Here is a 13,588-nt window from a genome sequence, read left to right as displayed (position 1 = left end):
GAATTGAATAAAATATGGAAAAACAAAAATGCGGAATTTTTACTCGAAATCTGAATTATAAAATTGGCGGAATTATTACTCAAATGAAAAAAGGAAAATAAAAAAGGTTAGAAATCGAAATTACAAACTGAAAAAAAAAACTACTTGCAACACCGTATAAACTTTATTGCTGGTTTTAGCTCACTTGGGAAATTCCTCCGGAATTTCGCCGTTCGTGTTTTATTTAGTAAATTCATTGCTTAAACAACACAACAAAGCTTATACAACAACGTTGGCATTAATTAACGTGAAATCCCAAGAAAAACTAAAAGATTATTTAAAAACATTTAGAATAAAAATTATGAACTTAAAAAATACCGAAATGAAAAAGACAATTTTAACAATTACAACAATCCTAATTACATTTTTATCTTATTCACAAATTACATTAGAAAAAACAATCGAAAAAAATGAAAAAATAAATTTTGTGAAAATTGATAATGATATGAAATATTTCATATTTGATTTGAATACATTAGTTATGAAAATATACAATTCTAATCATTCAATATTCAAGACTATAGCTATTGATACTAATAATTTAGGTTTTTCATATGACGTTAATGACTATTATTTTTCCGAATATTTTCCAATAATCGGTTTGAGTAAAAATATTTTTGATACAGATTCTGAACTTGAGTTTTTATTCACTTTATACGGAAATAACTCCAATACAAAAACATTGGTTGTGAATGAGGATGGAACTATAATATCAAATATTCCGAACAAAGTAGGACTTTATAGAAGTGATATTGATACGCAAAATCCTACTTGGATAAAGAATACAGATTCTGGAATTAAAATGATTTTAAGAGATGTTAATTCTTCAGATAATAAAAAATATATTTACTCATTACCAGGAAACGCCACTCTTTCTTCAGCAAAAGCTAATTTGAATAATATAAAAGTGAAAGCCTATCCAAATCCGAGTAATGGTTTTATAAATTTAGATTATAAACTTCCTGAAAATATTGAAAATGGAAAAATTTTAGTCTACAACTTAAATGGAATAAAAGTTAAAGAATATAAAGTAGATAATCACGTCAATTCTTTGAAACTTAATAATGAAAACCTAAGTTCTGGAACATACATTTACTCAATAATAGCTGGGAATTATAAATCGAAACCTTTGAAGTTAATAATAAAATAACTAATGCCAACAACATATATAATTTATTGCTGGCTTCTTGCTTACTTACGAAAATCCTCGCGGATTTTCTTTGTCAGTAATTATTTACTAAATTAGGTGCTAAACCACGCAACAAACCATATATAAACACGTTGGCAGTCATTAACACAAAACTCAATCTATGAAAAGAAACATTGGAATGATAATTTTATTTTTAGGAATAAGTTTTGGATTTTCTCAACAACAACCTTCAGAAAAAGAAACTTTTAAATTTATTGCACATTTCATAGAAAATGAGGTTGTAGACGATATAAATACAACTTTAAAGCTTCAAAAAATAAAAGTGGATAATGAAAAACTAACAATTGACTTTGAGGATAGTTGGATACAATTACCAAGAACACCAAAGTCCTTTCGAATAACAGAAAGAAATGTTATAGATTTTAACAAAATTAAAAGTGCAAAAATAAAATTTAATGATTGGAGTGAATTCTCTAAATACAATTTAAAATCTTTTTGGAGTATAAATGTTACTTTTAAGGATAAAGGAGTAAAGAAATACACACCAAAAGATGGAGTGTTCGACAATATGAAATATAAAGATATTAGTTGGGATGATGGAGAATATGAGACTAAATTTATGACTTCAAAAAGCTTCACTTTTCATCAAGAAAATGAAGAAAACGCCAGAAAACTTTTAAAAGCCTTTAAACATTTAATTAAATTAAAAACAGGAGTAGACGTGAATTTATTTGACGATTAACATTAAAAGCGATGAGAAATACGATTGGGAGTGTTGCTTGGAATATTGGAATTCGGAAAGCTACAATAAGACATTTTTGTAAAAATTTCAACATTGATTTAAAAAAACAAATATCCAAATCTGAACAATCAGAAATTTATTTAAAAACTGATTTTATTGATTTTTTGTTGAAAAACAAAGATTTTCTAATTAATTACCAAAAAGATTATTATCAAGATAAAACTATTGAAAAAATATCTAAAACTATAAATCAACACAAAAAAGCAATTGAGTTATATTTAAAGCATTATCATCCAAAATATTACGTTAAGGACAAGTTTGTACCAAAAAAGAATTATTCATTGAGGTATATATCTTCTTATCATATTGATTTTGTTCTTGGAGGTAATTATGAAATATTGGAATATGATAATCGGAATAAATAACGAACTGCCAACAACGTGTATAGCTCATTGTTAATCAGTTGCTTAAACCAAAATTAAGGCATATTTGGAAAGTCGTCAAATTTTTAAATTTGACGATTTCCAAAAAGTAAGATAAATAGTAAAATTTAAAAATTCGGCTTGTGCCTAACCGAAAATAATCGCTAATTTGCACGCAACGAGCCATACACAAAACCGTTGGCAATAATTATGAGAAAAATAATTCTATTTACATTAATTTTTATTTCATACGGAATTTCATCACAAAATAAATTCTTGGATTTTATTATTACTCACAATAATGATACTATTTATGGAAGATATAGAGGTAATAAATTAATTGATTCAAACAAAAAATCTCATAAAATAAATAGGAAAAGAATTAAAACAATAAAATCTGATGATAAAATATATCATTTAGCTTTATTGAAAAATAAAGAGTTTTTTAGTGATAAAAACGATAGCCTTATAGGAATCTCCAAAAATCAAAAACCTTTATTTAAAGAAGAAAGTTATTATTATGTAACAAAACTGAATGAAAAGGAAAGGAGAGACTTTATAGTTACATATAGCAATGACACAGTATTTGGAAAAATCAAACAAGCAACTTTTGGAGAAAAAAAACTTGTAACTAAATTAGGAGAAAAATATTCTGTTTCAAGTTCAAAATTATATAGAGAAAAAGGTGCGATTTTTTTAATTAGAAATGATTTAAGAACTAAAGAAAACCTCACTTCTCTAAATGAAGTAGAACTTCTATACAATGGTGAAAAAGCTAAACTTTTTATACAAATTATAGAAAATCTAAATTATTATAACGTTCATTATTATATTGAAAAAGATGGGAAAATGGAATTAATTATACCAGAACGTTTTACAAGAATAATAATGCGTATAATGCCCGAAAATAAAAAGTTATTAAATAAATTGAAAAAGCGGGAATACACATTTTATGATATCTATTTAGTTGTAAAGTATTTCAATGAATCCTAACAAAATTAACTATTGCCAACACAGTATATAGCTTATTGCTACAAATCGCTAAACCAAAGTTAAGTGAGTTTTTATAAAGCTATTGCTTTGCCGAAAATTTAGTCTATTTCTATATGCAACAAACCATATACAACAACGGTATAATTAATTGCTTGGGCAAGTACTTACTTGGAAAATTCCTTCGGAATTTTCTCTGGTTCGTGATAGTTTACTAAATTACAGACTCAACCACGCAACTAATCATACACAAGACCGTTACCTGCAAGCTAAAAAAACATCCGTCTAAATTGAAAAACTTATATATAATAGGAAATGGATTTGATATGTATCACGGACTTGATACTAAATACCAATCATTTGCTAAATTTCTTTCCAAAGAAAATAACGAAATTTATGAACTCATACTAACCTATTACGGATTACCAGATATTTCTGAAAATCCAATTAGTGATGATGATTACAACTTATGGTCGACTTTTGAATTGGCTCTAGCGGATTTGGATTACGAGCAAGTCCTAGAAGATAAATCAGATTATGCTGCCAATCCTGGAAGTCCCGATTTTAAAGACAGAGAATGGCACGCTTATCAAATCGAAATGGAATTAATAATTGAGAAATTGACTAATGGTCTGATTTCCGTTTTTAATTCATTCATACTTAATGTCGAATTCCCAGAATCTATATCTGATTATCAAATCGACATAGAAACGAATAGCGTTTTTTTAAATTTCAATTATACGAATACACTAGAAAGGTATTATGAAGTTTCTGAAGGAAATATTTGCTACATACACAACAAAGTAAAAGAAGATAAGAGCGAGATAATTTTAGGTCACGGAACTGACCCTGAAAATTTCATAGAAGAAAAAGAAGTTCCGCCATCTGGACTTTCTGACGAGGAAATGCAACAATGGGAAGAACATATGGCTGACCAATTTGATTTATCCTACGAGGATGCAAAAAGCGAAATTCTTTCATATTACACTCACGCATTCAAGAATACTCAAACAGCAATTGATAAAAACATTGATTTTTTCAATAGTTTAGAAAATGTTGAAAACATTTACGTTTTAGGTCATTCAATGTCGGAAGTGGACATAAAATATTTTGAAAAAATAGTAAGTATAAGTAAAGGAAAACCAAATTGGATTGTTTCCTACCATAGAGAAGTTGAAAAAGAAAAGTATTTAAAAATATTGGCTGATTTAGGAATTGAAAAAAATAAAGTACATCAAATAAAAATTGAGAACTTGAAAGGAAAAGCCAGCAGGTAACACCGTGTATAATTAATGGCTGGTTTTAGCTTACTTACGAAAATCCTCGCGGATTTTCTATTCAGTTTTTATTTGCTAAATTAGGTGCTTAAACACGCCACTAATCATACACAAACACGTTAAAAACGAACTATGAGAAAATTTAATATTACAATTATTCTTTTAATTATTTCAATCAATTTTTTCGGACAAACAGCTCTGAAAGAAAATGAAATAATTGGAAAATGGAAAGTTATCGATACTAAAATTACTATGAAAGGTGCTGAAAGTAATGAAAACTTCAAAACACTAAAAAAAGGTTTTATAAATACAATTTTCTACTTTAAAGGAAATGGAATTTTCAATATAAAATTCAAAAACAATGCACCTGCATTTTTCAAAGAATTAGAAACAATGAATAATGTAAATTGGATTTATGTAAATCAAAATAATTCTATCAGAGTTGGAACAAAAAAAGATAAATATACGGAAATGGAGATTTTTCCAGAGAAAAGAAAAAATAGTTTCTTTTTCAATATTACTGGTTTAATTTTGGAAATGGAGAAAGTATTAGCAGAAGAGAAAACCTCATTTGTTGAAATAGAAGGAAAAAAAGAGGAAAAATTTGAAACTGGAAAAGTAGTTTTAAAAAAAGAGAATATTGAAAATTCTGAAATTTTACAATATGAAAAAGTTGAAATAACACCCACGTTTTCAAAATGTAAATCAAAAAATGAGGAGAAGAAAAAGAAATGTTTCAAAAAGGAATTATATCAACATTTTGGAAAGAAATTTAATTCAAATTTACCAAGCGAATTGGGTTTGATTGCTGGTGTTCACAAAATAAAAAATTCATTTACAATAAATAAAAACGGAGAAATTGTAAATATTGAATCAACTGGAACAAATGAAAAATTAAATAATGAATGTAAAAGAGTAATTAGCTTATTACCAAAAATGAAACCAGGAATTAATAAAGGAAAAATTATAAATGTAAAATATGAAATTCCATTTACAATTAGAGTAGAATAAATAACTGGCTACAACACCGTATAAAATTAATTGCTGCTTTTTGCCAGTTTACGAAAGTCCTCGCGGACTTTCTATCTGTGATTTATTTGCTAACTTTAGTGCTTAAAAAACGCAACTAATCTTATACAACAACGTTATGTGCAAGGCGAAAAAAAATCCGAACTAACAAGAAAATGAGTTTTTTAAAATCAATATTTAGTGCAAAAGAGAAACCTATAAACTCATACTCTGACTTTTGGAATTGGTTTGAACAGAACGAAAAGAAATTTCATAAAGTTCTTAAAGAGCAAGGCAATATCAAAAAGGTGTTTTTTGATAAACTCTCACCAAAACTCAATGAATTGAAAGATGGATTTTGGTTTCTTGCAGGAATGTATAATGACGACACAGCGGAATTAATATTAACAGCTGATGGGATAATCAAAAATATTGTATTTGTTGAGGAATTAGTTCAGTCAGCACCGAAAATGAATAATTGGAAAATTACTGCACTCAAACAACCGTCTGACCTAAATCAATACGGAATTGAAATGGACGGCTATAAATTCGACGAAAGTAAAATGGACTTTTATTCAACTGACCATAAACAAATGCCTGACGAGATTGACATTACAATTACTCACAAAGATTTTAGTGAAGAAAACAGAGCTGTAATGACAAATGGCGTTTACCTTGCTTTGGATAATTCTCTTGGTGAATTAAATTCAGTTACCACGATTGACAACGTGAATATAATTAATCCGAAAGATGCGACATCCGAATTAATTCCGTTAGAAAAACTAAAGGATTTTTTGATTTGGCGAGAAAAAGAGTTTGTGGAAAAATATAAAGGTTTCAGACACAACACAGAAAACGACAACTATTCCGGACTTGACGCCACTTTAAAAAATGGACTTCCATTAGTTGCGGTTATTAACACAGATTTATTGAATTGGGACAGTAAAGCTTCTCATCCTTGGATTGCAGTAATGGAAATTAAATATGACGGAAAAAATAACAATGGAATGCCTGACAATTCCACCTACCAACTTCTGAACGAAATTGAGGATAAAATAATGGAAAAATTAAAAGATTCTGACGGCTATTTAAACATTGGAAGACAAACAGCAGATTCTGTCCGAGAAGTATATTTTGCCTGTATTGAGTTCAGAAAACCATCAAAAGTATTACACGAAATAAAAAAAGAGTACAAAAATAAAATCGAGTTGGACTTTGACATTTATAAAGACAAATATTGGCAATCATTTAACCGATTTAGTCCGAATTGAAAAAAGCCCAGCACATAACAACGTGTATAGCTCATTGCTAATCAGTTGCATAACCGAAGTTAAGGCATATTTGGAAAGTCGCCAAATTTTTAAATTTGACGATTTCCAAAAAATAAGATAAATAGTAAAATTTAAAAATCTGGCTTGTGCCCAACCGAAAAATAATCGCTAATTTGCACGCAACGAGCCATACACAAAACCGTTATGCACAAGTTTGTGCGTGCAGCGAAATTCGTGCTTTTTCAAAAGGTCAGTTCTTTTTTTGGTAGATTAAAAATGAAAATCTGAACTGTGAAATAACAACACGGAATTTCACGCAAACGGAATAAAAAACATCACGGAAAATCAATTTGAATTTAGACTTAACAAAAGTCAGTTTTCGCATCGAAAATTTAGCAAACCCAAAAGTTTCGGCTGAATTTTATAAAAAAAGGGTTTTCCCAGGTTCCGTTTTTATTGAGGAAAATTAAGAAAGCCAAAAGTTCGAGCTCAAAAGAGGAATCTCAAAACGTTCGGAAATAAAACAGAATGAAAAGTATTGCGAAAAATTAAACTGATTTTAGGCTTACCAAAAGTCAGTTTTCGCGTCGAAAATTTAGTAAACCCAAAAGTTTCGGCTGAATTGAACAAACATAAAACTTATGGCTGACTATATAAAAAAAAGACTTTCCCAAGTTCCGCTTTTATCGAGGAAAATTAAGAAAGCCAAAAGTTCGAGCTCAAAAGAGGAATGAAATTCGGATATTTTTGGAGTTTTAAAGAAAAAATGAATAAATTGAAAATATATAAAAGTTCGTTGGATTTAACTCTTGCGGATATAAAAAGATAAAACCAGTGCATAACAACGTGTATAGCTCATTGCGGCTGAATTCCTATCGGAATTCAACGCTTATTCGATATCTTTGGGTTATGGCGGAAAGAATCCTACGGATTTTTCCGCAACAAGCCATACACAGAGACGTTGTGGTTAATATTTGGCTCATTTATGAGCTGAATTGAGTACTAAAAAATTACCGCTAGTTTAACTAAAAATGAATTATTAATCGTAAATTTAAACAATAATGAAAACGAAAAAAAACAAATTATTTAACTTTTTAAAAGTTGGAGTTCTTTTTCTTGGAATTTCTCTACTTCTATCTAATTGTGAGAGGAGTGATGAAACTATCAACCAAGAAATTCAACAAAAAAATAAGGTAACTAGAATCTCTTTCAATGAATTTCAATCCAAAACAAATTCTAATAAGGTAGCTCAGAAGTACAACTCTTTTTTTGATATAAATCAACCCACTAAAAAAAACAATTTCCTAAACAAATCTAAGATCTCTAATAATGCTGTTATTTTAACAGATCAAATTCTACGAATTGAGGAAGAACAGTTTACAACATATACTTTTAAAATACTAACGAAAACCAAACAAAATAAATTCTACAATCTTATTATTTATGTTGATAAATACAATGATAATAATAAATCGTATATATTAGAATATACCCCTTCTAAAAAATGGTTAACGGATACTTCTAAAAGCTTTAGTGGAAACATCAAAATAAATAAAAACAATATTTTTAATGTAACGAATCTTTTACAATCAAAAAACAGTGGAAAATGTATTAGTGGGGTGGATTCATATTGGGAATGCAGTTTTGGGAATACGGGACCCAAACATGCCCCTGGGAAATGTGATGGTTCTTCTTTTACTAAAATATACATTTTTGAATATAACTCTTGTGTTGAAGCAGGAGGTGTTGGAAATTCTGGGTATAGTTTTGGTGAGGATAGCAATAACAGCAACCCAAATCAAAACATTGGCTATGGAAGTGGTAGTGGTGGGAATCTTGCTACTACTCCTGTTATTACTAGTACCAAAATTATATCGAAAAGACTAACTTATGTTTTAGAATTGTCAGCAGCAGAAAAAGAGTTTCTTGAAAAAGAGGAAAACACTGGACTTTTATTTCAACTAGATTCTTTTGTTGAAACTGGAGAAAACTTCAAAAAAAATGAGTTTGCTAAAAGAACTATTGAAAATTTGACTAATGCAGCAAATTTCAACCTTAATAGTCAAGAACGGGCAGCTATTAACTCTAAAGCAAATGAAATATTTAAAATAATAAAACTAAATAATTATACTGATATTGATAATTATTCTTTAGAACACCAAAAAACTATTGCGCAAAATTCTTTATTTATCTCTTTTTTACCCAACCTAAAATCACTTGGAATTGAATTACCACAAACAGCAGAAGAATGGAAAGAATTTGGAGAAATTTTAATAACTGTCCTTAAAGAGCTTGTTCCTGAATTAATACCTGGTGTTAGCGAAATTAATTCCTTAAGAAACGCAATTGCTTCTTTTAATGTGGGTAATTATACAGATGGAACAACTGAATTAGCATTTGCCATAGTTGGAATAATTCCTGCAGGTAAAATTTTAAAAGCGTTAGCTAAATTTACTAAAGGAATAAAAATCGTTGTTAGACTTACTAAAGCTTTTAGAAATGCTAAAAAAATGAGGAACCTCATTTCTTCAAATTATAATGATGCTTTGCAGGCATTCAATCAAATTGGAACAGCAGGTAGTCAAGGTGTTAGGCAAATTGCTAACTCGTCTAAAAAACAAGGAAAATCTTTTTTTGAACTTCTTACTAAAAATGCGACTGGTACAAATACAATATATCCTAATGGCAAACCCATAATTATTAAAACTATGCCTGATGGTAGTAAAATTCAGTTTAGAGACTGGGCAACACAAAGTGATGGACATAATACTAAAGCTACTATTCAATTCATTGGAGGTAATTATAATAATCTAATTAAGAAGTTAAAATTTAATAACTAAAGGAATTTATGAATAATCAATTTATTAGCTTTAAAAGCCCTCATATAATCTTAATATCTTACCGTCTATTATATGAATTCGGGACATATGAATTTTTGAGTGAATTTCTTTATTATAGTAAATACTATTTTTCTAAAGAAAATGAAAGAAAAGAAGTGATTCTTGAATTGATAACTTATACGCTATCAAAAAATAAAATTATTATCTCAAAGGGATATTCCGATAAGGAAGGAATTGAAGTAAAATATACCAAAAAAAATTATAATGAATTAATTTCAGTATTAAAACAAAATTGGAATAAGTTTAACAACCCTGATGAAGTTGGGATATGGTATTCTTATCAAATTAACTATACTCAAGAATGGAAAAATGAATTAAAAAAACTGAATCTATAAATTTAATACAAACCACAACCACGTATATAAAAAATAGCAGTGAAGTGCAAATTACAAAGTTTGTACTTTTCTGTTGTTTATTACAAAACTGAAAAAGTTACAGCTTATTTACTCTGCTACTTTTCATACACAAACACGTTGTGTGCAAGCGTGAGAAAAAATGACCGATAAAGAATTAAAATATTACGAAAGAATAAATTCGACTTTTATAGGACGTAAAATAATTGAAGTCTATTATGAAGAGTTGGATTACGAAACTTACTCTGAATATTGGGAATATTCGACTGATATTCATTCTGTGGATATGAATGTGATTTTTCGATTGGACAATAACGAACTGATTCAAATTAAATGGAACAATGAATTTTACTGTTACGGAATTGGATTTGAAAAACTGACCGAATTAAACAAAAGACAAGGAATTAAAACAATTTCGCTGACTGAAAATGCGAATTGGAAAAACTTGACGAACAAAAAGATAACGGAGATAATTGTTCTTTGGGATGAGAGTTATAGTCAAGAATTGCACCAAGTGAATAACGAATTTGTGGCAAAAGGAGAAAAAAAGAAAATTATTTTACCTCAAACTTGGCAAGTCGAATTTGGAAATGAAAAATTGTGGATTTCAGCACTTGAAATAAAAGAAGATGGAACTGACTCATATTGGGCTGACCATTTGACTATTTTATTTAATAATAGTGGACAAGAAAAATATCAACTGATTAAAAACGCCAGCACACAACAATGTATAACCGCAATTACGGCGGATTCGACTACGTCCGAATCCACTCGGAATTGCTAAGGTCAGTGCTTAACCGAAAATCATTAACTTTAAACCCGTAACTGACGGTTATACGAGACCGTTAGCACACATTAAAACACAAACCAATGGCAAAAGTCGAATTTGAAGGCAAGAGTTTTTGTTTCACGGGGAAATTAGCCGAATTGAAAAGAACTTTAGCGGAGAGAGAAGTAAGAGCAAGAAACGGATTTTCTCAAAAAGTAATAAATAAAGAACTGAACTTTTTAGTTTTAGGTTCAATCCCATCTTCAGGTTGGAAACACGGAAATTATGGGAATAAAATCGTAAAAGCTAAACAACTAATTGCAGATGGAGCTGAATTGAAAATAATTTCAGAAAAGGACTTTATGCAAGGACTTGAAAAATATGCTTCAAACGACAGCGGAGAAATAGACGAAAAATTAATAATCTGCAGGTATAAGGCTCTATTTCAAAACGGAGAAATTGACCTTAATGCTCTCGAAGATTATTTAGAGTTGCTAAAAGAAACTTCCAATTCTCATATTACGGCAACGATCGAAGAACCATATATTTACCAAGATTTGTATAACGAATTTAGCCAAGAAGACATTGACAATCTTTTATTATTTCAATGCCGAATTATTAATTGCTATTAAGTGCTTAATTCATTGGCTTTTTCATATTTTTAAGGTCAATTACAATCCGAAAGGTTCGTGCTTATTTACACGCAACTAATCATACACAAAACCGTTAGCAAAAATATAAAAACACACTTCAATGTATAACGAACATCCAGTATTCCAAACTGAAAAATCTTTTGACAAACCAATTTGGAGGTATATGGATTTTTGGAAATTCTTAAATCTATTAGAAACCCAATCATTATTCTTTTCAAATTCGGATAATTTAGGAGATAATAACGAAGGTCGAATTCCTCAATTTATCTTAAATCGAATGATTGAGGAGGATAAATCAAAAGGGAATACCCATAATATGGATTTAAACAGTTTTTTAGAAAGCTCATTAAGAAAAACACATCTTATATCATCTTGGAGCTTTGCTGAAAGAGAATCTTTTGCAATGTGGAAAATGTACGCAAAAGACAAAATGGGAATTGCAATAGAAACTGATTTAGATTCGTTAAAAGATTCGTTTAAAAACACACAGAGGAATATTTACATTGGAGAAGTTAATTATATCAATGAAGACAATTACTATTTTTCAACCTCAAATATGTTTTATCCGTTTATCACTAAATTAGATTTTTACAAATTTGAAAATGAATTAAGGTGTATGACGACCTTAAAAGACGATGAAATATCAATAAGTAAGTTGATTAAAGTAGATTTAAAATCTCTAATTAAAAAAGTTCACATATCACCAAATTCAAAACCTGAATTTTTAAAATTGATTGAACTATTGAAAAAAGAATATGAATTAGCTTTTGAAATATGTTATTCGAAAGTAAATGATAGTTGGCTATAAATACTTTTGCTAACAACGTATATAATCCATTGCTAGTGAAAGCTTACTTACGAAAATCCTCGCGGATTTTCTATTCGGTTTTTATTTGCTAAATTACGTGCTAAACCACGCAACGTATCATATACAAAACCGTTCGGCGGCATCAAGCCCTAGCGGGCTAATGCCGCCGAACGTCCGCGCAGCTGCGCGGACGTTGCCACACATTTGAGAAAAACAATATACATAACATTAATATTAGGGATTCTGATTTCTTGCAAACAAAAAAAAGAAACAGAACAGACGGAAAATAAACCGACTGAAATTCCTGCGTGGAAAATTGATTTAGACACTATTTTGGAAAGAAATAATCCGAAAAGTCTTGACTTAACGAAACACCAACTTTTTATAGATACAACAAGAAATTCGGAAATTTACGAAAAGGTAATTAACTGGAAACCGAATCGAATGGATAATGACGCAATTTCATATTACGAGAAAGAAATTTCCAAAAAATACAAACCGAATAAAGTTTACTTAAAAGGATTTCCGAGACATTGGATTAGTTTAAAAAAGTTAAACAATGAATTCGTGATTTACGAACCTTGTGACGGAAATACACCATCATACGAAATCAACGAAAGTTCAGTTCTTTTCTTTCATCAACTCGAAGCAGATGCTGACTTAATATCTGAATTGAAAAAATTGAGAGAAAACGAAATCGCTTTAGAATTAAATACTATTCCACAAAAAACTAAATCCGAAAAAGCCGAATTAACAATAAAACCAACTGAATTTAAAAACGTTTATGAATTGACTTATAGTTTTGATAAAGTTGTGAATAAACAGTTCGTTACGCCAAATAATAGAGTGTCGGAATTTGATATAATTGTAAATAATTGTCCGACAATGAAAAGAATGGAATTTAATGGATTTGACAAAGATTAGCGGAATAAAAACGTGTGGCAACAACGTGTATAGCTCATTGCTATTCAGTTGCTTAAACAAAATTTAAGGCGTGTTTGGAAAGTCGCCAAATTTTTAAATTTGACGATTTCCAAGCAAAAAGATAAATAGTAAAATTTAAAAATTTGGCTTGTGGCTCAACCGAAAAATAATCGCTAATCTGCACGCAACGAGCCATACACAAGACCGTTGTAGCACATTTTGACAAACACGAATCAAATATCTAAAACACCCAAACTTCCTCTGATTTCAATCTACAAAAAC

The 13,588-nt window shown here is 29.3% G+C and carries 13 protein-coding genes; all 13 read left to right on the top strand.

The genetic code is table 11. The annotated features are described in order from the left end of the window. Positions 1-271: 271 nt before the first annotated feature. The 13 genes from ACY2RX_RS14000 (at position 272) to ACY2RX_RS13940 (ending at position 13,306) form a co-directional block, all read left to right on the top strand. Positions 272-1,189, top strand: a complete 918-nt coding sequence (locus tag ACY2RX_RS14000) for a T9SS type A sorting domain-containing protein (RefSeq protein WP_490104603.1) — start codon at positions 272-274, stop codon at positions 1,187-1,189. A 160-nt stretch (positions 1,190-1,349) separates the two neighbouring features. After that, positions 1,350-1,931: a hypothetical protein gene (locus tag ACY2RX_RS13995; protein ID WP_490104602.1), complete on the top strand. Its 582-nt coding sequence runs from the start codon at positions 1,350-1,352 to the stop codon at positions 1,929-1,931. 11 nt (positions 1,932-1,942) lie between these two features. Beyond that, on the top strand, positions 1,943-2,356 hold the full coding sequence (locus ACY2RX_RS13990; RefSeq protein ID WP_490104601.1) for a hypothetical protein: 414 nt from the start codon (positions 1,943-1,945) through the stop codon (positions 2,354-2,356). Between the two features lie 207 nt (positions 2,357-2,563). Next, positions 2,564-3,346, top strand: a complete 783-nt coding sequence (locus ACY2RX_RS13985) for a hypothetical protein (protein ID WP_490104600.1) — start codon at positions 2,564-2,566, stop codon at positions 3,344-3,346. Positions 3,347-3,633: 287 nt separating this feature from the next. Then, the gene (locus tag ACY2RX_RS13980; protein ID WP_490104599.1) at positions 3,634-4,620 is read left to right on the top strand and encodes a bacteriophage abortive infection AbiH family protein; all 987 of its coding nucleotides are present in this window, start codon (positions 3,634-3,636) and stop codon (positions 4,618-4,620) included. Between the two features lie 393 nt (positions 4,621-5,013). After that, positions 5,014-5,631 (top strand): energy transducer TonB, encoded by a 618-nt coding sequence (locus ACY2RX_RS13975; RefSeq protein ID WP_490104598.1) that lies wholly within the window; start codon positions 5,014-5,016, stop codon positions 5,629-5,631. A 173-nt stretch (positions 5,632-5,804) separates the two neighbouring features. After that, entirely contained in the window at positions 5,805-6,899 is a 1,095-nt protein-coding gene (locus ACY2RX_RS13970) for a DUF695 domain-containing protein (protein ID WP_490104597.1), read from the top strand. A gap of 1,061 nt (positions 6,900-7,960) precedes the next feature. Then, on the top strand, positions 7,961-9,739 hold the full coding sequence (locus ACY2RX_RS13965) for a hypothetical protein (RefSeq protein WP_490104596.1): 1,779 nt from the start codon (positions 7,961-7,963) through the stop codon (positions 9,737-9,739). 95 nt (positions 9,740-9,834) lie between these two features. Then, positions 9,835-10,134 carry a hypothetical protein gene (locus ACY2RX_RS13960; RefSeq protein WP_490104595.1) on the top strand — a complete coding sequence of 100 codons (300 nt, stop codon included), beginning with the start codon at positions 9,835-9,837 and terminating at the stop codon, positions 10,132-10,134. A 160-nt stretch (positions 10,135-10,294) separates the two neighbouring features. Beyond that, complete coding sequence (locus tag ACY2RX_RS13955; RefSeq protein WP_490104594.1) at positions 10,295-10,936, top strand: hypothetical protein; 642 nt, start codon at positions 10,295-10,297, stop codon at positions 10,934-10,936. 86 nt (positions 10,937-11,022) lie between these two features. Continuing rightward, positions 11,023-11,553: a BRCT domain-containing protein gene (locus tag ACY2RX_RS13950; protein ID WP_490104593.1), complete on the top strand. Its 531-nt coding sequence runs from the start codon at positions 11,023-11,025 to the stop codon at positions 11,551-11,553. Positions 11,554-11,674: 121 nt separating this feature from the next. Further along, positions 11,675-12,382 (top strand): DUF2971 domain-containing protein, encoded by a 708-nt coding sequence (locus tag ACY2RX_RS13945; RefSeq protein ID WP_490104592.1) that lies wholly within the window; start codon positions 11,675-11,677, stop codon positions 12,380-12,382. A 204-nt stretch (positions 12,383-12,586) separates the two neighbouring features. Next, entirely contained in the window at positions 12,587-13,306 is a 720-nt protein-coding gene (locus tag ACY2RX_RS13940; RefSeq protein WP_490104591.1) for a hypothetical protein, read from the top strand. Positions 13,307-13,588: the final 282 nt, after the last annotated feature.

It is taken from the genome of Polaribacter sp. 2405UD43-2 (assembly GCF_058147125.1).
The sequence above is the reverse complement of the archived record's forward strand: the minus strand, read 5'-3'. Positions and strand labels throughout refer to the sequence as shown.